Origin of the sequence: Ruminiclostridium josui JCM 17888 (genome assembly GCF_000526495.1) — a bacterium.
GTDB classification, from domain to species: domain Bacteria; phylum Bacillota; class Clostridia; order Acetivibrionales; family DSM-1351; genus Ruminiclostridium; species Ruminiclostridium josui.
The window spans coordinates 1827534-1853250 of the sequence record NZ_JAGE01000001.1; the positions used below are offsets into that span (position 1 = coordinate 1827534).

Consider the following 25717-nt stretch of genomic DNA (forward strand, 5'->3'; position numbering starts at 1 on the left):
TGATTAATTTACAAAGAGGAAAAAAACATGTGGTTTAATGAATTTTTATCAAAATACAAATCAGGCATATCCCATGAGTTTCTGTTTTACTTTAATGTAAAGGATACCATGGACAATACGAGAAATTTTTTCAGATATATAGATGATGAGTTTATTAAGCAGAGGAATTTTGGAATTGTTGCTTTTTATGATATATCCAGGGGTCTTACTTTTTTGACCCCTGAAATGGAAAGAGAATTTAACAAAATAACCAACAATGAGGCAACAAAATTATTTTTTTCATTGCCATCTAAAATTTTTCCATTTATAGATATTGCACTAAAGAGTACAAAGATGGCTCTGTTTATAGACCATGCCGAGAAAATAGTTCCTTCTGGTGATATTGGAAGTATGACTTTAGAAGAAAGAATGGCTCTTATATGGATGTCGGAATGGTCAGTAAATTCCAAAATTTCATCAGTTGGAAGCACTATATTTATGCTAGCGGACAACCTTGCTGATATAAGTCGTGAATTTTTAAAATCTTCATACAGGATAGAACCAATTCTAGTAGAACTTCCCGGAGAAGAGGAAAGAAAAAGCTATATTGAATACTTACTTAATGACAAATCTACTACATCTGAAATATCTATTGACGAATTTGCAAAACTTTCATCAGGTCTAAACAGGAAAAGCATAAAAGATATAAAACTAAAGGCTGAGGCAGAAGGCGTACCTATCAGTTTTGATTTTATAAAAGAAAAAAAACATGAGGTTTTAAAAAAAGAATACGGAGATGTTCTTGACTTTATATACCCAGAGATATCTTTTGAGGACATCGGAGGAATGGAAGCTGCTAAAAGCTATCTTACAAAAAACATTATAGAGCCAATTAGGAGAGGTGACACCAGAAGAGTCCCAATGGGAATTCTACTATGCGGACCGTCTGGAACCGGAAAAACATTATTGGTGGAAGCATTGGCAAAATCAAGTGGGTTTAATTGTGTGAAAATTGATATGTCAAGGATTTTGGGACAATATGTTGGAGAGAGTGAAAAGAATTTTAAAAAGTGTCTGCTAGGGGCTAAATCCCAGGAGCCTGTTATAGTATTTGTAGATGAAATCGATACTGCTTTTAGAAGAGGGGAGTCTGGTGATAGCGGAGTAAGTAGAAATATTTTTAGCGAATTTTTACAATTCACTAGTAATACAAATAATAGGGGTAGAATTATTTTTATCGCTGCAACCAACAGGCCGGACCTTCTTGATGCTGCTTTAAAAAGAGCTGGAAGGTTTGATAAAAAGATACCTGTATTGCTTCCGGAAAAAGAGGAACGTGCTGAGATTTTCAGGATAATAATTAAGAAATACGGGTTTAGTACCGATATTCAGAACTTTAATCCATATTCTGAGCTATCTGAAAGCTATACTGGAGCCGAAATAGATACAGTCGTTAGGAAAGCATATGAGCTAGCTTGCAACAAGACAGAGGAGCATCCTGTAATAACAGATGAGATTTTGAGAGAGGCTCTCAAAAAGTGCAGACCAAGTACTCAGGAGATTGAATTTATGACTGAGCTTGCTATTGATGAGTGTGATGATATTGATTTACTGCCGGAAAAATATTGGTCTAGATTTGATAAATCATTGGATGATTAATATATGATATTTTAGAAATAATTATTTACATTACTGTATTTTTATTATAAATTTAAAGTATCTTATTATAGTTCGTAAATTTTATTAATAACATTGTAAAAAATAGTGTTTATATACTTTTAAGGAGGAATAGAATAATGGGTTTATTTAGTAGACTGGGACAAATGTTTAGAGGATTTTTCGGCTTATTTGTTGGAAATCTTGAAGAAAGAAACCCTGAAGCATTGTTCGAAGATATAAAGAATCAGATAGATAAGGCAAGGCGCGAGGCTGAACAGCAAATTATTGAAATTCAAACAAGTGCTGAAATGATTAAAATAGAGATGAAAACAGCCGAAAAAAACCTTAACGCCATAAAAGCAAGAGTTGAGTCTGCACAGAGAATTGGAGACAAGGAGCTTCTAGTTGAGCTTCTGGTTCAGGAAGAAGAATATCAGACTGTATATGAGACTCATAAAGCAACTTATGATAATGCCATGGAGCAGGTTCAAAAGATACGCGAGGACTACAAGATTTTTGAGTCTGAGATGAATGCAAAACTTAATGAGCTGAAAACTCTTAAATCACAGGCAAAAATGGCTAATTTGCGCGAAAATATTAACTCTGTTAATGCACAGTATACTTCAAAGAATAGCAGGGTTGGAAGTGTTAATGACAGCTTAGACAGAGCACGTGAAATAGTTAATAAAAAGACTGCGAGAGCTAATGCTGTGGAATCACTTAACCAGGATAATATTGAAATGAAACTTAAGAAATTGGATATGAATTCCGCAAGAGACAGGGCGAGAGCGAGAGCAGAGGCACTTCTTGGAGGAGATAACGGTGGATTTGAAGTAAAAGAGAAAACAGATAATAAGATATCTAATTAATTGATGAATAAGGATATTACAAAATGGATACACATATTAGAGAAGCAATGGAAACAGATTTACCCCAAATAACGGATATTTACAATTGGGCGGTTATAAATACAACTGCCTCATTTGATATAAACCCGCAAACCATAGAGCAAAGAGCTGTATGGTTTTCCCATTATAAGGGTAGTCGTTTTCCTTTAATTGTCTATGTAAAAGATGATAAGATTGCAGGTTATGCATGTCTATCTACATTCAGGGCAAAAGAAGGTTATAAAAATACTTGCGAGCTATCTGTGTATGTTCATCCTGATTATCAAAAAATGGGTATAGGCAAAAAGCTTATGGATAACGTAATAGAACTTGGGAGAGAAGCGGGATACCATGTTATTATTTCATGTATTACCACAGATAATAAGATAAGTATTCAAATGCATGAGAAAAAAGGGTTTAAACTTTGTGGTGAAATGAAAGAGGTCGGGTACAAATTTGGAAGATACCTGGATTGTCTTTTTTATCAGCTTTTTCTATAGGATTGAATTTTGTATGTAAGAAGAGGGAATTATGAATTCTAATTTATTTGTAAGTGCACTTTTAAGATTCAGAAATTTTTCAACTTTGATTATATGGACGGCTTTAGTCAATTTATTAAGTAATAGTAGCCAGGTTCAAGATATGATTACATTGAAGTCAGTAAGTAACTCTTTAGTTTTAACAGGGGCTTACGGAGCGGGTGTTGTAGTATACCTTGCTATGGTTATACAAAGCATGTTCAGCAACAATTATAGGGAAGAAGTTAAAAGGAAGGAAAAGAAAAAGGAAATCAATGATCTGAATCGGCAGTGCAATAGGCTTTCCGTACAGGCAAGAAACTTATGTAACCCGATTCAAAAACAAAAATTAAGAAAGATAATGCAAGACAAGAACGATATTTATAATTCGCAAAAACGCGGAGAAGAATATAGTTATCTTAAGGAAAAGATTGTAGAACAGAGTTTAAAGCTTGTTATTTCTTATATAAAGCTTATGACAAACTATTCAATTAGAAGTAAGGAAATATCTGAGATTAATATTAGTGATTTAATGAATAAAATAAACGCTAACAGAAGAAAAATAAGTTTTATGAAAGATGACAGAATGCTTGACGATATTAAGAACATCATTGAAATGGATGAAAAGGCCATTGAAAGAGTCAAGGAGGAGAGGAACGAATTAGAAAGGATACATGCAAGACTTGATTATATAGAGAGCATGTTGAATATGTTCAAACATCAGATAATATCAAGTATAGAATCTGAAGAAATGGTTGAAAAATTAGAGACAGCTGTGAACGAAGCAACTGCGCTGGACAGCGTGTTACAAGAAAGAAGAAGAAATCAGATAAGATTGTAATACAGACTGGAAGTGGGATAATTTGGACAACCGGCATTTGTAGCGTTTTATATGAAACCAAGGGGGATTTCAAATGTCAGCAAATATCACTATCTTTTCTTCTCCGTACATTATTATAACGCAACGGGATGATGGATATTACATAGAATCTTTAAAAAAAGGATTAAGTATTGACGAATTTCAAAAAATTCTAAATTCGCATCCTGAAATCAAAGTAACAGACTTTGCAGTAATTAAAAATGCACTTGTATTGGCACCGCAAGACCCCAAAAAATTTGCCATTGCAAAAGAGAGAATAAGTGTAGAAGTATCTGGAGACGAATTGAGGGCTTATGTAACCGTTAATGTGGGACAACAAGAAGTTTTAGGGACTGAAATAATCAAAGAGGTAGTTCTTGCATTAAACCGTAGAGGAGTTGTCTATGGGATAAAAAAGGACGTGCTCTTAAATTTGACTGCCGGTAAAACGGTACTTATAGCTGAAGGAGAACTTCCACAAAATGGAACTGATTCTCAAAATAAGTTATACCAGATAAAAGAAGCTAAACCCGAAATTAAAGAAGACGGTACTGCAGATCACTATGACTTAAACCTAATAAATATGGTAGCAGAAGGGGAGTGGCTGGGTGAAAAAATTCATGCAACTCCCGGAAAAGAAGGAAAAACAGTATTTGGCAGTCCTATAAAACCTATGCCCGGAAAAGATTATCCGATTTTTTTTGACCGCAAAACAGTAAGAGCTGTAGAAGAAAATGGTAAAACAACTCTGTATGCTATGAGGAAGGGGGCTGTTTATTTCGCAGGAGACAGTATAGGTGTATCTAATCACTTAGAAATAGGTGAAAATGTAGGAGTTAAAACTGGGAATGTAGATTTTGATGGTTATTTAACCGTTAAGGGGACTATTGAAGATAACTATACAGTTACTACCACAAAGGATATAGAAATACTTGGTGAATATGGTGTTGGTAGTTGTAAAGAAATAAACAGCAGTGAAGGAAGTATTTATATAAGAGGAGGTATAGCAGGTAAGGGTAAGACTGTTATAAAATGCAAAAAAAATCTGTATATTAAGTTTGTTGCTGATGCAGACATAATTTGCGATGGAAGTGTACACGTAGGCTTTTACTGTTTGAATAGCAATATTATTGCTAAGGAGGTAATATTGGAATCATTAAAAGGCCAGATTATCGGAGGAAATATAACTGCGAATATAAAGGTGTTGGCATCTACATACGGTACTCCAAGTGAGAAAAGAACCAACATATGTGTAAAAGGATTTGATAGGATTGCACTTAAAGATTCACTTGATAATCTCATGCAGGAAATAGAACAGCTTAGAGCCAAAATGAACCAGTATAAGCAGCAAATATCTATTTTTAACTTATCTGATGCAGGAAAGTCAAGAAAAAATGAGTTTGAGAAGCTTAATGAGATTTACAATAATATAAGAATGGAACTACAGGTAAAGGAGGAAGCTAAAAAGAATATTGTAGGGTATCTGAAAGCCAAAGGAGAAGGAGAAATTACAATTCTTAAGAAGGCATTTCCAAACACCTTTTTTGAAATTAAAGGAATCCAAAAGGAAATTCAAAAACCTGTACTTAGAACAAGCTTTTTCTATAGTGAAGGAACAATAAAAGAACTATAAATAGTAATCAATGCAGCAAAGTTAATTGTTGGGGAGGGAAAGTTATATGAAATACCAGTCAATACTACAAAGGCTTGAAGATGAGAAAAAAGATGAAATATTATCAGCAAAACTATATAGATATAACGGACTAATGCAAGCAATAGAGTACTTTTCACAAAAACTTGTGTTTGAACAGATAATAGACGCAGCTTTCGATTTTATAAATGAACTATTACTTATAAACAATGCTATAGTATATGTTCTTGAAGAAAGCATATATACTGCAAAGAGGGTTAAGGGATTTAAGGATTATGTAAAAGAAATAGAAAACACAAGTAATTTTGAGAACCTCGCCACTTTTTATGGAAATATCCTTTATGAAAAAGAGAAAATAGTCAGGTTTTTTGACTCAGAAATGATTACTAACATGGATATAAATGCCGTAGTTCCATTAATTATAGAAGGAAAGCTTTATGGTTTTATAATGATTAACGGCAAAGATTTTTCAGATGATGACTATATAATATTAGAATCTCTGATGCGTCTTATAAATAATGCTCTTGAAAATTATAGCAGGTATGAGAGTCTGGCTAAAGTAAATAAAGTACTTGACGAAAAGATATTCAACCTTTTTGCAATAAATCAATCATCCAAAGTGCTCCTAAGCGAATTAAGAATCGATGCATTGTATGACTTAGCTGTTGAATTATTCTCGGAATTAACAAGGAGTACAGTTACAGGCTTTATTTTATTTGATGAAAGAAGCCACAGATATATTTTAAAGGGATTTAAGGATGTATTTTACAAAATCAAAGATATTTTTGTAAGTATTGAACTAAATAAAAATTATAAAATTGACTCCAACAAAGTTATTATAGATTTGGAAAACCCCAAAGATAGAGATTATTTCTTCAATCTGTTTGAAGATTCAGAAGAGCAGGTAAAAGCATTTAATGCTAAGTATATTGTTATAATTATAAAAGAAAGTCAAATTTTAGGTTTTGTAACATTAAGTGATACTGTAACAGGGGACAAATACAGCAGTGGTATATTTGAACTCATAGAAAGTCTTGCATCATCTATGTATATTGCATTAAGCAATGCTGATTTGTTTAAACAGGTAAACGAGCAGAAACAAATTATCCAAAGAAAGCTGGATAAGCTAGTTTCTTTGAATAAATTAACAAAGAACATTAGCAGTTCTTTACGAATAGAAACCCTTATGGAGGTTACAGCTAAGACACTTGAAATTTCTTTTAATATGCAAAAGGGACTGCTTTGTCTGTATGATAAGGAATCAAATGAGTTTAGTGTATCTGAATCAATTGGTTTAGACGGTAACTTGGACAAATGCATAATTCCAAACGACAAGTGGAGACGTGTTTTTGAGGGTGATTACATTTATGAAATCGGTCAGGATAAAGTAACCGAATATATGGGATATGAAGCAGCTGAGAAGGTAGGAGAGTCTCAGGGAATACTTATTGTACCTATATATGTTGATACTCTAGAAGTTGAGCTGCTAGGAGCTATTGTAATATTTAAATATGACGGTTTGCAACTTGATAATGAAGAAAATCTTATAACTTTGGAAACAATAGCGGGGCATATAGCTCCGGTGTTAAAGAATCTATTGGTTATTCAGATGCAGCAAAGGTTTATGCTTCCAAATTATGTTGAGCTTTTTAAGAATGAATTAAAACATGAAGTAAAAGCTGCCATGGATTACAATATCAACTTATCTGTTATTCAGGTTGAGGATAAAAGAGATTTTATTTTTAAGGGTACTAGTATTATTGATAGCATAAAGGATAATTTCAAAAAAGTATATCCTTTTTCATATAATAATGTGTTTATTATAGAGAATGACGATGAAAATATTGAAGACAGAATAATAAAATGTACAGGAGTTACTGATTTAAAGATAAGAAAAATGGTTCTGGGTAAAGATTTTAAGAATTTTGCAAACTTTTTTGACCTTTTCAGATAAGGTAAGAATTACTTAAAATTTCAGAACCACGTTTTCAGATTTGCAGCAAAACAAGCTGAGGAGAAAGCAAAAAATATAATGCTAATGATATTTGGAGGTTTTGTGTGAAACAGGTGTCATTTATACATACTGCGGATATACATCTTGATGCGCCTTTTTCATCACTTGGAGATAAGGAAAAAGCGGATATCAGGAGACAGGAATTGGAAAACTGTCTTAAAAACATAATTGATAGGGCTAGAATTCAAAATATAAATTTGCTAATAATTAGTGGTGATTTTTTTGAGGAAAGTTGTGTACGCGGTTCTACTCTAATAGGGGCAAGAAATCTTTTTTCAGAGCTTTATGAAACAGAGGTTGTAATTATCCCCGGTAATCATGACCCGTTGAAAGAAAACTCCTATTACAATACACTAAGTTGGAGTGATAATGTACATATTCTTACGGATTCAAATCGGGTATTGTTCTTGGAAAAGTTCAATACCTGTATTTTTAATATGGGAGCAGTTGGCAGAGTAGTAGACGATTATTCAAGTCTTAAGGAAAAAAGTGTTTCAGAAAATACATTTAACATACTAGTTTTTCATGGTACCGTTAATATGCCTTTTGAAGAGAGCAACTATAATGCCATAGGTTCTAAAGAAATTTTCGATTTGGGTATGGATTATGTTGCCCTTGGACATATGCACAATTATATAAGGTATCAGAACGAAAAATGTACGGTTATAAATCCCGGAAGTCCGGAGCCAATGGGCTTTGACGAAGAAGGAGTACATGGTTTTGTTCAAGGGAATATTGTGGTTACAGATAAAAACACAAAATTTGTTGAGGCAAATTTTGTGCCGCTTAACGGCAGAAAGTACCACAATATAGAACTAGATGTTACTGGATGTAAAAGTAATGAGGAGATTATTCAAAAATTATCTATAGACGATAATATAGATTTTTTTAATAAGGATTTATATAGCCTTACACTAAAGGGATTTATTCCTAAGAATTTCACACCTGATATAAAATGTCTGATGGAGTTTATAAAAAATAAATGTTTTTATATAAGGATAAAGATTGAAACTTCTATTCAGTTCGACTATGAAGAGTATCTTGAGGACCCTGGCATAAAAGGTGAGTTTGTCAGGATGCTTATGGATATGCAGGAGAATGAAGACTCACCAGAGAGAAAAGAGATTTTGTACATGGCTATACAGTTGGGGTTGCAGGCTATGGAAAACAACAGGGTAGACTAACAGGGGGATATTTATTAGGATATGAAAATTGATAGACTCCATGTAAGGGGATTTGGTAAACTTCATAATTTTAGTTGTGACTTTTCGGATGCTTTAAATGTTATTTATGGGCATAATGAGAGCGGTAAATCCACTCTTATGGCGTATATAAAAGCTATGCTGTATGGAGTAAAGGGTGGAAGAGCTGGAAAAAATGGTATGTTGCCTGAAAGCAAGAGATATAAGCCATGGAGCAGTAACCAGTACGGTGGGTATATGAATATTAAGCTGGATAATGGTGAATTATATCGCATCGATAGAGACTTTCTTGCTAATAAAGTAAATTTATATGATTCTTCTTTTAATGATATTTCAGATAATTTTATTGATATAAGAGATATAAATAGTATTGGCGAGAAACTGGTAGGACTTAATGAGAATCTTTTTGAAAGAACTGTGTTTATTAAGCAAATGGGGACCAGAATTGATACTGCAACGTCAAAAGACCTTGTAGACAGAATCTCAAATATACAGCAGAGTGGATTTGAGGACATATCGTACGTAAAAGCGCAAAATGCTCTTAAGGAGGCATTAAAGCGTCAGGTTGGAACAGATAGAAGTTATACAAGGCCTCTGGATATTATAAACCAACGTTTAACTGAATTACAGGAGAAAAAGGTTAACCTGCTAAATGATAAAAAGAGACTTGAGGATTTAAAAGAAAAACAGAAGGATATATCTTTTAAAATAGACAAATTAAAGTTAAAGAGCAGACTGCTAAACAGGATAATAGATTATTGTAAACTTAAGGAGAAATTAAATTTATTAAATGAAAAAAAGGAAGAATTACTCTTTCTTGAGGAATCCATCCGTCAAGCCCATGAAAACATAACTAAGCTTGAAGAGGACAAAAAAGCGGCAATATTTCATCTAAATAATAATCATTCAAACGAAGACAAAAAGTTAACAGGGATAGATATAGCTTTGATGATATGTGCCACTGCTGTGCTGGCAGTAGGAATAGCATCATTTATTTTTAACATATTCAGCCCTTTATTTACTTTGATACCTTTTTTATCAGCTCTTATTCTTTTTGCTTTAAGAATGAGGAATATAAAAAGGAAAGGGAAAATGCTGCAAAAGAGCAGAGAAGATGAATTAAATGGTCAGATAGCACAATTTGACGAAAGAATAGCTCAAAATAAGAGCCAATATCATAAACTTTTAAATAGAATCGAAGCTCTAAAAGCTAATAATGGAGGGGAATCCTCTGAACTTCTTGAAAGAGAGATATCAAGTATATATATTGAGATTATGAAGAATAAGCAAGAGATGGAAGATAATCTCTCTCCCTATGAAAAAGAATTTATGGAGCTTATTGCAAGGGGTTATTATAACGGTTTGCTGGCAATGGCTGTTGATTTTAATAAAAATGTTTTGCTGGATATTCAAAGGTTGGAGACTGAATATAATACAGTTGCTCAAACTATTAAAAATACCGGTACAGACAGCATTTTTGACATTGAAAACGAAATCAACCGGTTGAGTCACCAAAAGAAAAGTCTGGACTGTAAAAGAGAGGCTCTGAATATTGCTATAAATACATTAGAGGCCGCAGCTGTGCAGGTTAGAAAAAAATATGTACCTGTAATGAATAAAGTATTAAATAATACTTTTTCCGGTCTTACATCTCAAAAATATAACGATGTAAGAACAGGAGACAATCTTAAAATTATGCTTGATAACCCAGAGACAAAGACATTGGTTCCTGTTTCAATGTTAAGTGATGGGACTATTGATCAGATATATCTGGCACTAAGGGTTGCTATTTCAGAGACAGTACTTAAAAATCACGAGTGCATGCCATTTATAATGGATGAACCCTTTGCACAGTATGATGATGAAAGGACATTTAATGCTCTAAAATATATTGTGAATATAAGCAAAAAGCAGCAGGTAATCATATTTACCTGTAAAAAGAGGGAAGTAGAACTTATTAGCAGTGAATTCCCTTGTAAAATCTGCTCATTGACATAGAGCCAATAAAAAAATATAGTATTTTTATAAGAATTGATTAAGAGGTAAGTATGAGAAAAAATTTACTTATTTATATATTTGCTATTACAACAACGCTTATATTAATATTATCCGGATGTGGAAGTAGGGAAATCCCTGTTACAAAAAATGAACAGTATTTAAGCGGTATAACTGAAGATAATGCTGCTGTTATTAATGATGCCGTCGTTGATGTATTCACCCATAATGACATTTTGAGTAAAAGGCTTACCCAAGCCCTTTTTAATCAAATAGTAAAGGTTGTATCTCAGGAAGGTTCATGGACTAAAATTATGATGTTGGATGGAACGACAGGGTGGGTCAAGAGTAAGTACATCAGCAGGGATACCAGTTGTGTTACAGACGGGAGAATTAATAACAAAATAGTAGTAACAGCAAAAACTGTCTATGTTTATACAGGGACAGGAAATGACATAAAATATAAGCAGGTAGTTCTTGGAACGGAACTTTATTCTATTGGTAAAACAAAAACGGGATATGATGTTCTCTTGCCAGAAAATAAAAAAGGTTGGGTTGAGGATGGTGGAGTAATAGCAGTACCTTCAACACAGAATAGTATACCTAAAACTTCTGCAGAAGGGTTTATTCAAACTGTCAAAAAATTTGAAGGGACCATATATATTATTGGTGGTGTCAGCAGATGGGGAATTGATTCCCCTGGACTCTGTTATGTAAGTAGTAGAATTAACGGAGTAGATATACCCCGTGATGTTAAAGAGATAGCAAAGACTGGTATAAGTGTTGCATTAGAGGAAATGAAACCTGGAGACCTTCTCATGTTCAGTACTGATAATGTTAAAAAGGACGTCTCTGATGTAGGTATTTATACAGGAAATAACGAATTTATTCATTCAAGCCCTTCCAGGGGTGTAGTAACCGAGTCCTTGGAGGACAGTTACTACAAAAATCGAATAGTTAGCATTAGAAGAATTTTTTAAAAGTTTCAGCCCGTTACAAGTTTGCCTAGTAAAGCAGCTATGTCATGGGCTGAATGTGGTTTTCCCAATTCTTTTGAGTTTTCCCTCATTATTTTAAGTGCAGAAGGATCATTAGTTACCTGAGATAAAATATTTACAAGGTTATTAAAACTATCAATTTTATTGGCAACTCCGCTTCTGATTAAAAAGCTTGCATTACCTTCTTCCTGTCCTGGTATAGGTGATATTATAAAAATGGGCAAGCCTTTAACCAAAGCCTCTGATACAGTCATTCCACCTGGCTTTGTTATTAAAAGGTCAGAAATATCCATAAGCTCATTCACCCTGTCTGTATAGCTTAAAATCAGTACCTTTTTACTGCTTTGTGAAGCGTATTCTTCAAGCTGGAATTTAAGCTTCTGATTAGTACCTGTAACTGCTATTATTTGAATATCAACATTGCAGTTTAACAATGATTCCATTGTTTTTTCAATATTTCCAAAGCCCATTCCGCCGCCCATAACCAGAACGGTGAATTTATTTTCTAAGCCGTATTTTTTAAGCAGACCCTTTTTGTCCGTAGGTGTCAAAAATTTAGGAGAAACGGGAATGCCATAAGGAAAAATGATATTATCCGGTATTCCTCGGCTTATCATCTCAGATTTCATATTATCATTAGCCACAATAAATGCATCCATGCCGCTATCCAGCCATAATGAATGAACCACATAGTCTGTGAGTATCGCCATAGTAGGTATATTCAGTTTATTCTTTCTTTTTAAAGATGACAACATTTGCATGGGAAAAGGATGTGTACATACTATTGCTGATGGTTTGTACTCATTTATAAGGGAGTTTAGCTTATATGACAGAAGCTTGTTTACAGCTTTACTCATATCATATATGCCTGTTCCTGTCCCAGAGGCTGTATAAATCATGCTATATAGCTTGGGGCTTCTTTTAAGAGCTCCTAAGTAACTGCTTACAACGATTTTATCTACTACCGGGTTTATATATTTTAAAGCATCAAGAACATCAACTTTCCAATCAGGAGACTGCCTCTCAATTGATTCCTTCAGTGCCTCAGCTGCCTTCATATGACCAGTTCCCACGGAGACGTACAGTATCAATACCCTCATAAAACACTCCAGTTCATTTATCTGTTTCATTTATCAGTATCAATTACATTTTTGACATGTTGCATGTTATTAATACATGTTTTTTTACAAAGAAATAACATATTTAAGCAGATAACGAATATTTTTGAGAAATTAACCAAAAATAACTTTGCATGAAATTTGCGAGATAATCGGAAGGAGGTACAAGTTTGAGAAAATATAAAATAATTGCTTTATTTTTGCTAATAGTATTGAGTCTTACAATTGCTGATGAAGGTAAGATGTATTTGACAAGCTCTGCACCTTCCCTGAAAATAGGGGACAACGGTGAAAAGGTTAAGGATATGCAACAGGAGTTAAAGAACTGGGGTTACTTTGATGGAAAAGTTGACGGAAGATTCGGGTATGACACATTTAGATCAGTTCTTAACTACCAAAAGGAGTATGGTCTTAAAGCTACAGGAATAGCAGACAGAACTACTCTCCTAACAATGGGTCTAGCAGAGCTTATTGAGTCAGGTGTAGCAAATGCTGCAACATCCAATATATCAAACGAACAGCTCCTTGCTAGAGCAATAAACGGTGAAGCAAGAGGTGAGCCTTTTGAAGGGCAGGTAGCAGTGGGAGCTGTAATTTTAAATAGGGTCAACAACTCAAAATTTCCAAAAACAATAGCAGGTGTAATATACCAACCCGGTGCATTTACAGCAGTTTCAGACGGGCAAATTAATGTTCCCATTGACCCAAAATCAACGGTCGTGAAAGCTGCAAGGGACGCTTTAGCCGGTTGGGATCCTACTGATGGGTGTTTATATTATTGGAATCCGGCTACAGCAACCAGTAAATGGATTTGGTCTAGAAAAGTAAAGTACAAGGTCGGTAGGCATTGGTTTGGTATATAATACGGAGGTGATAATATGGCTGATAATGGCTTTTACTTAAATGATAAAAGAAGATCATCATGGGCAGTACCCATAGCAGTTATTGCAATACTGGCTTTAGTTGGTGTATCTGTATGGGGATACTATCAGAACAAAGAGTTAAAAAAATTACAGGTTTTAATGACAAATCAGTATAACAGGGCTTTTGTTGATTTATCCGATTATGTCGATAATGTTGAGGCTCTTATGGCAAAATCCCTGGTTACTTCAACACCTGTAAGTACATCAAAAATGCTGGAGGAAGTATGGAGACAGGCAAATCTTGCACAGACGAATATGGGGCAACTTCCTGTGGCACCGCCAATTCTTGAAAAGGCATCCAACTTTTTAACGCAAGCAGGGGATATGGCCTATTCTCTTAATACCAAAACAATGAATGGGATTCCACTGAATGACAAAGAGTACGATGCTCTGAAAAAACTTCACGGATATGCTGTTTCACTACAAAAAAACTTGCAGGGAATAGAGAATCAGGTTATTCAGGGAAAAATGGCATGGGGAAATTACGCAAGTAAAGGTAACTTCATGAAGACTTCTAAGTCAAAAGATCCTCAGACAAGTCAGTTTGAGAATATTGACAAAACATTTCAGGAATATCCAACCCTGATATATGATGGTCCCTACTCAGACCATATGCTTAAATCAAAGCCTCAGGGATTAGGTAATAAAAAAGTTACGGTATCAGAAGCTAAAAATATTGCTATAAACTTTATAGGCAAAGACAAGGTTAGTGATGTAAAACAGCTTGATAGTAATGAACTTGGTAATATCAAAACATATAGGTTTAAAGTTTTGTACAAGAATCAAAAGGAAAACGAGTCAGCAGAAATTGAAGTTACCCAGCAAGGCGGACAAGTTTACCTCATGTTGAGGAATAGAGATATCGGTAAAGATACTATAAATATGGAAAAAGCAAAAAAGTTAGCTAAAGATTTCTTGTCCTCAAAGGGATATAAGAATATGGTTGATACCTACTATCAGAAGGTTGATGGTACTGCTGTTATTAGTTATGCGTACAAGCAGGGAGGAGTAATTGTTTACCCTGATCTTATCAAGGTAAAAATTGCACTGGATAATGGAGAAATAATAGGTATTGAGGCAAAGGGTTATTTATACAACCATAGAACAAGAAATATTCCTAAAACAACTCTTACATTGGAACAAGCCCGTGCAAAGGTTAATAGCAGGATTAAAATTGACAGACAGGGAGAAGCAGTCATACCGACTAATTTTAAAACTGAAAAATATTGTTATGAGTTTATGGGCAAGGTGGATGGGCGTACTTTTATTATATACATCAATGCTTTGACAGGAGCAGAAGAGGATGTATTAATGCTTGTATCAACTCCTGAAGGTACTCTTACTATGTAAATAGGATAAATATATTTTTTATAAAAAAGATTTGATAGGTGCAAATGGGCCTATTCAAGTCTTTTTTGCGTACAGTAGTTTATAGATGGAAAATATATATTTTTAAGGATTTACTGAGAGTGAAAAACTTGAGGTAAAAGACTATATGACAAGGATTAATAATATGTTAGACTCTGAGAGGACTAAATAAATATCAAATTCATTGCTAATACATATGGTAAAATATATAATTTATGTTAAAGAATACATTTTTTAAGGAGATAAAAATGAATAGAATAGTGAAACAGTGCATCTTTAACATAATAGGTTTTTTCATACTTGCAGTGGGAATAGTTGATACTTGTTACCACAGATAAGAGTCACAATGATAACATTTGATATATAATATTATTTATGGCATACTCAATGCAGAAGCAAACGTTGTATTATGGAGGATATATTTTTATGGCATTAAGAAATATTCGTACAGTTGAGGATGAGGTTTTACGTAAAAAATGCAGACCAGTTGAAGAAGTTAATGATAAGATACGAGAGTTGCTTAAAGATATGGCGGATACTATGTACAATACAGGGTATGGAGCAGGTCTAGCAGCACCTCAGGTAGGTATTTTAAAAAGGGCTATTGTAATAGATATGGGTGACGGTCTGATAAATCTTGTGAATCCTGAAATTATTGAGCAAAAAGGTTCACAAAAGGTAATTGAGGGATGTCTGAGTATCCCCGGTAAATGGGGAAAGGTCATAAGACCTGCCGAAGTCAAAGTTAAAGCATTAAATGAAAAAGGTGAAGAGGTTATAATAACTGGTAAAAAAGAAATGGCAAAATGCTTATGTCATGAGATAGACCATCTTGACGGTATTCTTTTTACGGACAAAGTAGTAGAATACATTGAGGAATAGGAATTTATATGGAAAACTATGATGTAGTAAAAAAGGATTTTAATGAAATATCAGACATAGTTGAAGATAGATGGAATCATAATAACTGCTATTTCAAAAATATTGTGAAATATCTAAGTGAGGATAATGAAGTTATACTTGAAATAGGTTGTGGAAAAGGTGAACTCTCAAATCTGTTGGCTAAAAAAAGCGACCATGTTATTGCAGTTGACTTGGCAGACAGGATGATAGAGAAGGCTATTTCTCAATATGGGTACAAAAATATAGATTTTGTTAGTAAAAACATACTTGATATGGAATTTGAGGAAAATAGTCTGGATGCTATAGTTACTACTGCTACCGCACATCATTTACCCTATGAGTGGTTACTTTTGTTTGCGCTCAGAACCTTGAAACCGAGAGGTAAGCTTATAATACTTGACCTTTACAAAGTAAATACCTTTACGGATATGCTTTTAAATTTACTGGCAGTTATACCGAATATGTTTATGAACATAGTGCATAATAAAAAAATTAAATCAGGTGATGAGCATAGCAGAGAGGTATGGAAAAGACATGGTGAACATGATACATATATGACATTAGAAGAGATGCATATGCTTGTCCAAAAGTATCTGCCCGGAGCAGTGATAAGAAGAAAATTATTTTGGAGATATCTTATGATTTGGGAAAAATAATTTTTGTGGAACATTTTTCATATAGTCTAGTCTAATACTATATAGCCGGCAAATAAATACTATAAATTACGTATAGGAGATGATTAATATGAAGAGAAATGTTTCTGCATTAATACTTACGGGCGCTATTGCTTTATCAAGTACATTTACTTTTGCCCAGTCAGCCGATAATAAAGATAATAAATTCAATGATATATCAGGACACTGGTGCAATTCAGCGGTTCAAATGCTTATGGAGAAAAATGTTATGCCATTTACAGGTGAGAAGTTTAGTCCAGCAAAAGCAATAACCAGAGGTGAATTCGTATCCCTGCTGCATGATGCTTTAGGAATACAGATAGAATACTTTGCAGCACCTCAGATAAAGGATTATTTTGAAGATGTAGAGCAAAATGCTTCTTACACTTCTGATTTGATTGATCTTGTAACAGCTAATATTATAGAAAAGGGAGGGAAATTCAATCCCGATTCTTTCATTTCAAGAGAGGAAATGGTGCATTATATAATGAATGCATACAAGTATCATATGGGTGACAAATACGCTCTTATAAATATTAAGCCTCCTTTCTTTAGTGATGACAGCGAAGTAGCACCGGAGTTCGGGGGAGATGTAGGTAGGGCAGCATATTATAAACTCATTTCAGGCTCAAAGGGAATGTTCCGCCCAAAAGACAATACAACAAGGGGAGAGGCTGCTTCAGTGGTAAGCAAGCTGGTTAGCCTCCTTGAAAAACAGAACCCTGTTGTGACAGTTACACCTGAGGCTGAAATTAAAGATGATTCTATAATTATGAAAGTAACTCTTACAAATAACTCAAAGAAGACAGTCAACTTTAATCATTCATCCGGACAAAAATATGATTTTAAACTCTTGGATTCAGACAAAAACATACTTTACACATGGTCTGCCGATAAAATGTTTACAATGGCTTTAACATATTCAAAGATAGAAGCAGGTGAATCAGTTGTTTATACTGAAACTCTGAGTGGCGATCAATATAAGGCAATAAAAGATAAAATAGCATATATGAAAGCCTATGTCATTGGCACTTCAGATGAATTTACTTTAGATACTCAGGGATACGAGGTTGTACTTAAATAATACATGAAAATTTAATTGGTAAATTATTAAGGGGGACGTAAAATGTCTCCCTTTTTCATATACTAAATTAAACATATAAGAAAAAAATTGAAAAGCAAATAAGATAATAGTAATATTATAGTGAATCTATAATATTACATATATGAATCAATAGGAGGAACCAAGTGGAAAATAACATTGATGAACAGTTTTCTTCAATTACAGCTGACGAAAGCAAAAAAAGACTGCCGGGGCCTGTAGCTTCTGGAATCCTTTTTTCTATAGTAACCATTTTACTCACTTTTGGAGGGTCTATCCTGACTTTTAAAAATGGTTTTCTAAATAGTGGATTAGGGGAACTAATTTTTATTCTACTGCCGGTAATAATCTTTTTTGCCATAGGAAGATATGATATAAAAAGTACGTTAAATTTAAGAGGGACCAGACCCATAAATTATTTGCTTGTGGTTTTCTTAACATTGTTTGGAATGCCTGTAGTAGGAGCTCTCAATGCAATAACCTTTGCATTAATAAGAGAAATGTTTGGGAAAAATTTGCCTATACCAAAGGTAATTGTCAATGATGTACCTACTCTTTTTATAGCTTTACTGGTTATAGGGGTTTCCGCTGCAGTTTGCGAAGAGGTTATGTTTCGTGGACTTATACAGAATGGTTACCGTAAATATGGAGTGGCCGTTTCTATTGGAGTAACATCTGTATTATTTGGTCTTCTGCACCGTGATATTCAAAAGACTGTAAGTACTATCCTACTTGGTGCATTAATAGGTTTTATTGTATATAGAACAGGAAGTATATTTACAGGAATGATTGCCCATTTTACAAATAATGCTTCGGCGGTACTATTATCTTTTATGGCATCCAAAATGTCGTGGTACTTGAATGAAGAAGGTATACAGCAATCACAAAATTTTGATTTTTCGAATTTGCCTACGGCTTCCATTATAATCGCCTTATTGTTCTATGCCATAATTTATATGGGCTTAGTTTCAGGTTTTGTAGCTTTGCTGTACGCATTTTATAGAAGTACAAAGAAGGATGTAAAAGCAATGGAGGAGGAAGCAGGTAGACGCGAATTTAAACATGAAAAAATCGGTTTATCAGCGGTTTTAAGTATGCTGCCGGGACTTGTAATTATTTTATTTACATTCTTGTATCAGATAATGAAATTAAAATGGGGCTAAATCAAAAAAATGGGCTTTAGCCCATTTTTTTATTTAAGAAGTCTTATATCATTACCTGCTAGAACCAACCTGTCAAAATAGCCTACAATCCTTGATGTAATACGTTCTGTATATAACTCAAAGAGTTTTTTAGGACCTATATTCGTAGAAATAATAGTTTTACATGTACGACTTGTGTTTTGAGATTGTCTGCTGTTAAGTATATTTAATAACTCTGCATATCTCGCATCACTTAATGGTTCAGTACCAAGATCATCTATTATCAGCAGTTCTACCGAAAAAATACTCTGATATTTATCATCGGCGTATTCGTCTTCTTTGTAGTTTCTCATTTTATGTTCTGTGATAATATCAAACAGAGCAGGAGCTGTGAGGTACAGCACAGTTCTACCCTGATTTATGAGTTCTCTTGCAATACAGAATGATAAAAATGTTTTTCCCACTCCGGTTCTCCCGTTGAAAAAAATGTTTTTTTGGTTTGGATCATCTATATTTTTAATGAACTCAATACAACTTTTCTTTATATTGATTATATTTTCCCTTGGAGATATCCCGATACCATACTTAGCTTCATTTATTTCGTCAGGGTAAAGCATTTCATTAAAGTTATCAAAACATTCATTGCCATTAACATTTATATTTGACTGGGCAAATAAATGGGTTATAATTTGCTGTTTGTAACAGGAACACCGCTGTGAACCTGTAGTATCAGTTATATATCCCGTATCCTTGCACTTTTCACACTGGTATGGTGTGAAAAGGTAGTTAGAGCTTATATTGTGTTCAGCCAGCAATTTATTTTTTGATGACGTAAGCTCCTCTATTTTCTCAGTAAGTTCATTTAAAATAGCTGACTTGTCCCCGATTGATGATAATATAAGCCTATTGTATTTAATTCCCAGACTATTAATCATGCTTTCAATTTCACGAAGCTGGGGGATTTTTTCATATAGCTGTTGTTTTCTTTGTTCCACAATATCTGCGGCAAGTTTTTGTCGTCTTTCGTACTCTCTCGCAATAATATTATGTATATCCCTATTCATAAACTACCTCTTTCATCCTTTTATATGGTTACCTATTTGAGGTGTTTGTAAAAAAGTTTTCAAAATATTCATCGTCATACTCTCTTTGCTCAAAGTTATCTCTTTGAGACTGTTTAGGCTTAGCCTTTTGTGTACCATGGCTGGCTTGTGGCTGGGACTTGATACTGTTTTCATATCCAAGTATTTCTTCAGCAGTTACCAGTCCTAGATCATGCCAGCGGGTTAATACATTGTTAAGAAACTTAAAGTCAGGATTTGTCTTTCCTACAGTTTTTTTCAAGGCAAGTTCAATAACATCAAACCCGTACTTGTAATCAATAACCCATTTTTCTACATACTCACTTTCGTATTCTGTCAGGGCCCTTCTAAGACGAAGCTTCTTGATAATGGTACCTTTTATGCCACGAACTTGTGCCATGTCCTCGAAGTACTTTTCAAGGTCAAAAAAGTTTTGAATACCCCTTCTGTGCCAGTTTGTTGCAACTGCCTCTATATAACTTTTGTGGAAAGTGTTATTGTCATGACAGTACTTAAAAAGGGTGTACATGACATCCTCATCAAACTTGTATATAGTAAACCAGTTATCTATAGTCAGATACCAGCTTGGGGCCATAAGACCCTGAAAGAACTTTGAATTAATTGCAGCAAGTGTATTGTTTCTGCTTTTGTTCTTCTCAAAGTTCTCATTTGCCTGCTCAGGAGATGATATGGACTTTAACCGATACATTCTCTTTATTTCAGCTTCTTTTAAGTCATTTAGCTGTATTTTGTCTTCTACCCAGTTGATAACTTCCAGATTATCAAGGCTGGTCAGGGCAGACTTAACCTCATCCAGAGACAGATTAAGAGTCTTTGCAAGTTCGTCTGTGGTTACCTTCTTATTATGTTTGCAAAGGAACAGCATATATATATATACCTTTACACATGTGCTGTCCATAGAAGGCACATACTGGCTGATAAAAATATCTGACACCAGTGTGTCAGAGTAAAGTAATGACTTGAAATCCTCAAAATACATTTTGACTCCCGTAAACTTTATTATATTATAATTTTATACTAATAATATTAATATAATTATAGCATATAAAAGACTAATAATTTATTAGTAATAATTATATAATATAAAACAATTGGGAAATAAAATTTATTACTATTGGTTAAACGCTTAAAAGTGACAGATGCTTATATTAAAATTTCACTTTTAGTATAAATCCTTATTGAATTTCATTAAAAATTCACAAAATTTGAAATTAATACAAAAATAAATTTCAAAAAGTATTGACTTACAGGTTGTTTTAGTGGTAACATACTAATTAATAAAAGCAAAGGCGCTGCAGATATGTTTCTGTAGTGCCTTTATTTTATTTTCAAATTTTAAAAATGAATAGTAGCCATTGTATGGACTGATAAATTTATATTTATTTTGTACATATAGGTGTGCTATCCACGATGACGTGTTTTTGCAAATTTAATTTGTAATAATGCGTTTTTTTATTTTCAAATTAAGATAAGGAGTTGATTTAATGTTTAATTCAGTTGATGTAATTTGGACTTTGATAGCAGCAGCCCTTGTGTTTTTTATGCAGGCGGGATTTGCAATGGTAGAAACAGGGTTTACACGAGCAAAAAATGCAGGAAATATAATTATGAAAAATCTTATGGATTTTGCATTGGGTTCATTAGTTTTTTGGTTTATAGGTTTTGGTATTATGTTTGGAACTAGTAAGTTTGGAATTATTGGATTACCAAGTTTTTTTGCCACTGGGGATGGAGTTAATGAAGCATTACCGGGTTCAGTCTTTCTTATATTTCAGACTGTGTTTTGCGCAACCGCGGCAACAATTGTTTCAGGTGCTATGGCTGAACGAACAAAGTTTATATCATACTGTATCTACAGTGTAATAATAAGTGTGTTTGTTTATCCTGTATCAGGTCATTGGATATGGGGCGGCGGTTGGTTGTCAGAATTGGGTTTCCATGATTTTGCAGGGTCTACAGCAGTTCACATGGTAGGTGGACTTGCCGCTTTGATTGGTGCTAAAATTCTTGGACCTCGTATAGGAAAGTATGACAAAAACGGAAAACCAAAGGCTATACCGGGACATAGCCTTACATTGGGTGCTCTTGGTGTATTTATACTATGGTTTGGATGGTTTGGATTCAACCCAGGTTCAACAGTTTCAGCTACTGGGGATGGTACTCTAACATCTATGGGAAATATATTTATTACTACAAACTTGGCAGCGGCTTCAGCTGCAACAGTTGCAATGATAATTACATGGCTCAGATATAAAAAACCTGATGTGTCCATGACTTTGAATGCTGCATTAGGTGGTCTTGTAGCAATAACTGCAGGCTGTGATGCAGTAAGTGCCAAGGGAGCTGTTGTAATTGGTATTATAGCAGCATTTGTACTTGTATTTGGAATAGAGTTTATTGACAAAGTAGCTAAAATTGATGACCCAGTTGGAGCAATAGGTGTACACGGGTTATGCGGTGCAACAGGAACTCTTTTGGTTGGTATATTTGCTACAGATGGAGGACTTTTGTATGGAGGCGGATTTAATTATTTAGGAATACAGTTACTTGGGGTAGTATCAGTTGCAGCATGGGTTACTGTAACTATGGTTATATTCTTTACAATAATCAATAAGACTGTAGGGCTTAGGGTATCCCGTGAAGAGGAAATCGCAGGTCTTGATATTGAAGAACATGGACTTGTTAGTTCATATGCAGATTTTATGCCAATACTAAGTATTTCAGAAAATACCGATGAAGCAGCAGTAACCATTGATAAAGCAGTACCGGTTATTCATAAGAAATCAGATTCACCAGTAGGCTCTGATGTAAAAATCACTAAAATAGAAATTGTGACTAAGCAAACTAAGTTTGAAGCTTTAAAAGAAGCTATGAATAGTATTGGAGTAACAGGAATGACAGTATCAAATGTTTTAGGATGCGGTATGCAAAAGGGAGGTACCGAATACTACCGTGGAGTCGAAATGGAAATAAAACTTCTGCCAAAAATAAGAGTAGAAATTGTTGTATGCAAAATTCCTGTTTTAACTGTAATAAATACAGCAAAAAAAGTACTTTATACAGGTAATATAGGTGATGGAAAAATATTTGTTTACGATGTGGAGAATGTGTTAAAAGTACGTACGGGTGAAGAAGGATATGATGCATTACAAGATGATTAATTATTTTAGATAAGTGTAGTTTCCCCATATTTTCAAGCCAAACCTTTTAAGATTTAGTTTTTTAATGGGTTTGGCTTGTTTTTTGATGATTTTTTATAAAATGTTAATGTTTAACAGTACACACTATGGGTATAATAAAAGTATCGTAATTAGACTAAATGTACGAAATAATATGATTGCATTATGGTATTAATAGGAGGATTACTATGATTAGTGAAAAAATGAATGATTTATTAAACAGACAGGTTCAGAAGGAATTTTACTCTGCTTACTTATATCTTGGGTTTGAAGCATATTTTCAACACCAGAATCTTGACGGATTTGCAAATTTCTTTCATGTACAGGTTCAGGAAGAACGAGATCATGCAATGAAGTTTTTCAATTACATTACTCAAGCTGGTGGAAAGGTAAAACTATATCAGGTTGATGAGCCAGAAGATAAATTCAATACTCCCGAGGAGATATTTGCTTATACATTGAAACATGAACAAGAGGTCACAAAATCCATATATAATTTGGTGGATAACGCACTTGCAGAAAAGGATCACGGAACCAACTCTTTTCTCCAATGGTTTGTAACTGAGCAGGTTGAAGAGGAAGCAACGGTTGACAAGGTGCTGAAAAAACTTCAGTTAATAAAAAATGACCCTCATGCTTTGCTTATGCTGGATGCGGAACTTGCTACTAGAGTATACACAGCTCCTGCAGCAGAAACAGTTTGATAATTTTTTTTATATAATAAAAAACCCGCCGGTTCATTGTGAACCTTGCGGGTTTTTCACTACCTAAGTTTCTTATTTGAATGATGCCCAGTTTAAATATACAAATCCGAGCTTTGTTACTACATAACCTTGCAAGTTCTTATCTACAATGATTGGATCAGTATAGAAGAATAGTGGTACAACGCCTGTCTCATCCATGAGGAACTTTTCTGCGTCATGGTACAATTGTACACGTTTTGCAGAGTCAGTTTCTTTTTTTGCATCAGCGATTGCTTTATCGTATGCAGCATTCTTATATTTTGAGTTATTCTGAGGGTTATTTGAAGTTAGCAAATCCATGAATGTTGAAGGATCCATGTAGTCTCCAACCCAACCGTCACGAGCGATATCAAATAAACCATTCTTTCTGGACTCTTGGAATACATTCCATTCCTGAGCCTGAATTTCAACTTCGATTCCCAGATTTGTCTTCAACTGCTGTTGAATTGCTTCAGCAACTGCTTCATGTCCGGAACCTGTATTTAAACCAAAGGTTACTTTAGGGAAACCTTTGCCATCAGGATATCCTGCTTCAGCTAAAAGTTTCTTTGCTTCAGCAACATTCTTCTCATAATCTTCAGGTTTAACTGAGTAGAAATCTCCGCCTTTTGTACGGAAATCAGGGTCTTGGCTTACATCAGCTATACCGTAAGGTATAAAGCCTGATGCAGGAGTTTCACCTGCTTTTCTAACCTTCTCAGTAATATAGTTACGGTCAATTGCAAGAGATACTGCTTTTCTTACCTTTGGGTTATCAAATGGTGCTTTGGTATTAAGCAAATCCAAGTAGTAAGTTCCAAGCTGTGGGAAAAGATGAAGATTTCCGGCTTCTTTCTCCGCAGGAATTTCATCGTGTGGTATATTTCTTGCAAAAGATAATTGTTTGTTTTTGAAAGCACCAAGAATAGCATTTGGATCATTCATCAACAACCATTCAATCTTTGGTGCAACGATATTGTTTTTATCCCAGTAGTTGTCATTCTTTTCAAATACCAACTTTGATGAGTGTTTCCACTCTTTCAAAACATATGGACCGTTTCCAATGTAAGTTTTTGGATCAAGAGTCCATTTGTCAGGATTTTTTGATACAATATCTTCTCTTAATGGAACAAGAGTTGGGAAAGCTACGATTTCAGTAAAGAATGGGCAAACATTTTCCAGAGTTACTTCAAGTGTAGTATCATCAATAGCTTTAACTCCTAATGTATTTATGTCAGCACCATTAGTATTAATAGCTTCGCCATTCTTAACAAAATACAGATAATAAGCATAGTCAGAAGCTGTTTTTGGGTCAACTGCTCTCTTCCATGAATAAACAAAATCATTTGCAGTTACAGCTTTACCGTCAGACCATTTTGCATCCTTACGGATATGGAATGTATAAACTTTGTTATCTGCACTTATATCCCATTTTTCAGCAGTTCCGGGAACAATTTTACCCTCTTTGTCATAAGTAGTTAAACCTTCAAAAGCACAGTTAATATAAGTACCACCATCTAGAGACTTATTAAGAGAAGGATCTATAGATGCTGGCTCTGATGCAATACTTGCACTAATGCCTTTAGTACCGCTAGAAGTAGAGCTTCCACAACCGGCAAATACAGTTAGTATAGCCGCCAGTGAAAGTACAATAGCTAATATTCTTTTCATTTTTGTCATACCCCCTATTATTTTATTTAGTTAAAAATCCATTTTTGCAA

At 34.2% G+C, this 25717-nt stretch carries 21 protein-coding genes; 17 read left to right on the plus strand and 4 right to left on the minus strand.

Annotation, left to right across the window (positions count from 1 at the left end):
• The first annotated feature begins 27 nt into the window (after positions 1-27).
• From K412_RS0108575 to K412_RS0108615, 9 genes are all read left to right on the plus strand, one after another.
• A complete protein-coding gene (locus K412_RS0108575; protein ID WP_024832718.1) occupies positions 28-1638 on the plus strand; it encodes an ATP-binding protein in 1611 nt (536 codons plus the stop codon).
• A 137-nt stretch (positions 1639-1775) separates the two neighbouring features.
• Positions 1776-2507, plus strand: coding sequence for a PspA/IM30 family protein (locus K412_RS0108580; protein ID WP_024832719.1), 732 nt, complete (start codon positions 1776-1778; stop codon positions 2505-2507).
• A gap of 23 nt (positions 2508-2530) precedes the next feature.
• A complete protein-coding gene (locus tag K412_RS0108585; protein WP_024832720.1) occupies positions 2531-3025 on the plus strand; it encodes a GNAT family N-acetyltransferase in 495 nt (164 codons plus the stop codon).
• A 31-nt stretch (positions 3026-3056) separates the two neighbouring features.
• Complete coding sequence (locus K412_RS0108590) at positions 3057-3884, plus strand: hypothetical protein (RefSeq protein ID WP_024832721.1); 828 nt, start codon at positions 3057-3059, stop codon at positions 3882-3884.
• A gap of 73 nt (positions 3885-3957) precedes the next feature.
• Positions 3958-5535 (plus strand): DUF342 domain-containing protein, encoded by a 1578-nt coding sequence (locus tag K412_RS0108595; RefSeq protein ID WP_024832722.1) that lies wholly within the window; start codon positions 3958-3960, stop codon positions 5533-5535.
• Positions 5536-5581: 46 nt separating this feature from the next.
• The gene (locus tag K412_RS0108600; protein WP_024832723.1) at positions 5582-7507 is read left to right on the plus strand and encodes a GAF domain-containing protein; all 1926 of its coding nucleotides are present in this window, start codon (positions 5582-5584) and stop codon (positions 7505-7507) included.
• 104 nt (positions 7508-7611) lie between these two features.
• Positions 7612-8751 (plus strand): metallophosphoesterase family protein, encoded by a 1140-nt coding sequence (locus K412_RS0108605; RefSeq protein WP_024832724.1) that lies wholly within the window; start codon positions 7612-7614, stop codon positions 8749-8751.
• A gap of 21 nt (positions 8752-8772) precedes the next feature.
• Positions 8773-10767: an ATP-binding protein gene (locus K412_RS0108610; RefSeq protein ID WP_024832725.1), complete on the plus strand. Its 1995-nt coding sequence runs from the start codon at positions 8773-8775 to the stop codon at positions 10765-10767.
• Between the two features lie 50 nt (positions 10768-10817).
• On the plus strand, positions 10818-11744 hold the full coding sequence (locus K412_RS0108615) for a C40 family peptidase (protein WP_024832726.1): 927 nt from the start codon (positions 10818-10820) through the stop codon (positions 11742-11744).
• Between the two features lie 5 nt (positions 11745-11749).
• Here the strand turns inward: K412_RS0108615 and K412_RS0108620 are convergent, their stop codons facing one another.
• Positions 11750-12862: an MGDG synthase family glycosyltransferase gene (locus K412_RS0108620; RefSeq protein WP_024832727.1), complete on the minus strand. Its 1113-nt coding sequence runs from the start codon at positions 12860-12862 to the stop codon at positions 11750-11752.
• 188 nt (positions 12863-13050) lie between these two features.
• Between K412_RS0108620 and sleB the strand changes: the two genes are divergently transcribed.
• The 6 genes from sleB (at position 13051) to K412_RS0108650 (ending at position 19013) form a co-directional block, all read left to right on the plus strand.
• Positions 13051-13743 carry a spore cortex-lytic enzyme gene (gene sleB, locus K412_RS0108625; RefSeq protein ID WP_024832728.1) on the plus strand — a complete coding sequence of 231 codons (693 nt, stop codon included), beginning with the start codon at positions 13051-13053 and terminating at the stop codon, positions 13741-13743.
• A 15-nt stretch (positions 13744-13758) separates the two neighbouring features.
• The gene (gene ypeB, locus K412_RS0108630; RefSeq protein ID WP_024832729.1) at positions 13759-15153 is read left to right on the plus strand and encodes a germination protein YpeB; all 1395 of its coding nucleotides are present in this window, start codon (positions 13759-13761) and stop codon (positions 15151-15153) included.
• 444 nt (positions 15154-15597) lie between these two features.
• Positions 15598-16053: a peptide deformylase gene (gene def / locus K412_RS0108635; protein WP_024832730.1), complete on the plus strand. Its 456-nt coding sequence runs from the start codon at positions 15598-15600 to the stop codon at positions 16051-16053.
• An 8-nt stretch (positions 16054-16061) separates the two neighbouring features.
• Positions 16062-16730, plus strand: coding sequence for a class I SAM-dependent methyltransferase (locus tag K412_RS0108640; RefSeq protein ID WP_024832731.1), 669 nt, complete (start codon positions 16062-16064; stop codon positions 16728-16730).
• Positions 16731-16818: 88 nt separating this feature from the next.
• Positions 16819-17832, plus strand: coding sequence for an S-layer homology domain-containing protein (locus K412_RS0108645; protein ID WP_024832732.1), 1014 nt, complete (start codon positions 16819-16821; stop codon positions 17830-17832).
• A gap of 164 nt (positions 17833-17996) precedes the next feature.
• A complete protein-coding gene (locus K412_RS0108650) occupies positions 17997-19013 on the plus strand; it encodes a type II CAAX endopeptidase family protein (protein WP_024832733.1) in 1017 nt (338 codons plus the stop codon).
• Positions 19014-19042: 29 nt separating this feature from the next.
• Here the strand turns inward: K412_RS0108650 and K412_RS0108655 are convergent, their stop codons facing one another.
• Both K412_RS0108655 and K412_RS0108660 read right to left on the minus strand, forming a co-directional pair.
• A complete protein-coding gene (locus tag K412_RS0108655) occupies positions 19043-20056 on the minus strand; it encodes an ATP-binding protein (protein ID WP_024832734.1) in 1014 nt (337 codons plus the stop codon).
• A 28-nt stretch (positions 20057-20084) separates the two neighbouring features.
• Positions 20085-21074 carry a DnaD domain protein gene (locus K412_RS0108660; protein WP_024832735.1) on the minus strand — a complete coding sequence of 330 codons (990 nt, stop codon included), beginning with the start codon at positions 21072-21074 and terminating at the stop codon, positions 20085-20087.
• A 505-nt stretch (positions 21075-21579) separates the two neighbouring features.
• Here K412_RS0108660 and K412_RS0108665 point away from each other — a divergent pair.
• Positions 21580-23256 (plus strand): ammonium transporter, encoded by a 1677-nt coding sequence (locus K412_RS0108665; protein WP_024832736.1) that lies wholly within the window; start codon positions 21580-21582, stop codon positions 23254-23256.
• Positions 23257-23462: 206 nt separating this feature from the next.
• Positions 23463-23978: a ferritin gene (locus tag K412_RS0108670; protein WP_024832737.1), complete on the plus strand. Its 516-nt coding sequence runs from the start codon at positions 23463-23465 to the stop codon at positions 23976-23978.
• Between the two features lie 72 nt (positions 23979-24050).
• Here K412_RS0108670 and K412_RS0108675 read toward each other — a convergent pair whose 3' ends face one another.
• Complete coding sequence (locus K412_RS0108675; protein ID WP_024832738.1) at positions 24051-25667, minus strand: peptide ABC transporter substrate-binding protein; 1617 nt, start codon at positions 25665-25667, stop codon at positions 24051-24053.
• Positions 25668-25717 lie beyond the last annotated feature (50 nt).

Excerpts from the sequence above, each read along its gene's own strand:
- K412_RS0108590 (WP_024832721.1), top strand. The coding sequence starts at position 3,057 with ATGAATTCTAATTTATTTGTAAGTGCACTTTTAAGATTCAGAAATTTT.
- K412_RS0108595 (WP_024832722.1), top strand. The coding sequence starts at position 3,958 with ATGTCAGCAAATATCACTATCTTTTCTTCTCCGTACATTATTATAACG.
- K412_RS0108620 (WP_024832727.1), bottom strand. The coding sequence starts at position 12,862 with ATGAGGGTATTGATACTGTACGTCTCCGTGGGAACTGGTCATATGAAG.
- K412_RS0108665 (WP_024832736.1), top strand. The coding sequence starts at position 21,580 with ATGTTTAATTCAGTTGATGTAATTTGGACTTTGATAGCAGCAGCCCTT.
- K412_RS0108575 (WP_024832718.1), top strand. The coding sequence starts at position 28 with ATGTGGTTTAATGAATTTTTATCAAAATACAAATCAGGCATATCCCAT.
- K412_RS0108645 (WP_024832732.1), top strand. The coding sequence starts at position 16,819 with ATGAAGAGAAATGTTTCTGCATTAATACTTACGGGCGCTATTGCTTTA.
- K412_RS0108580 (WP_024832719.1), top strand. The coding sequence starts at position 1,776 with ATGGGTTTATTTAGTAGACTGGGACAAATGTTTAGAGGATTTTTCGGC.
- def (WP_024832730.1), top strand. The coding sequence starts at position 15,598 with ATGGCATTAAGAAATATTCGTACAGTTGAGGATGAGGTTTTACGTAAA.
- K412_RS0108670 (WP_024832737.1), top strand. The coding sequence starts at position 23,463 with ATGATTAGTGAAAAAATGAATGATTTATTAAACAGACAGGTTCAGAAG.
- ypeB (WP_024832729.1), top strand. The coding sequence starts at position 13,759 with ATGGCTGATAATGGCTTTTACTTAAATGATAAAAGAAGATCATCATGG.
- K412_RS0108655 (WP_024832734.1), bottom strand. The coding sequence starts at position 20,056 with ATGAATAGGGATATACATAATATTATTGCGAGAGAGTACGAAAGACGA.
- K412_RS0108640 (WP_024832731.1), top strand. The coding sequence starts at position 16,062 with ATGGAAAACTATGATGTAGTAAAAAAGGATTTTAATGAAATATCAGAC.
- K412_RS0108610 (WP_024832725.1), top strand. The coding sequence starts at position 8,773 with ATGAAAATTGATAGACTCCATGTAAGGGGATTTGGTAAACTTCATAAT.
- K412_RS0108675 (WP_024832738.1), bottom strand. The coding sequence starts at position 25,667 with ATGAAAAGAATATTAGCTATTGTACTTTCACTGGCGGCTATACTAACT.
- K412_RS0108585 (WP_024832720.1), top strand. The coding sequence starts at position 2,531 with ATGGATACACATATTAGAGAAGCAATGGAAACAGATTTACCCCAAATA.
- K412_RS0108600 (WP_024832723.1), top strand. The coding sequence starts at position 5,582 with ATGAAATACCAGTCAATACTACAAAGGCTTGAAGATGAGAAAAAAGAT.
- K412_RS0108615 (WP_024832726.1), top strand. The coding sequence starts at position 10,818 with ATGAGAAAAAATTTACTTATTTATATATTTGCTATTACAACAACGCTT.
- K412_RS0108660 (WP_024832735.1), bottom strand. The coding sequence starts at position 21,074 with ATGTATTTTGAGGATTTCAAGTCATTACTTTACTCTGACACACTGGTG.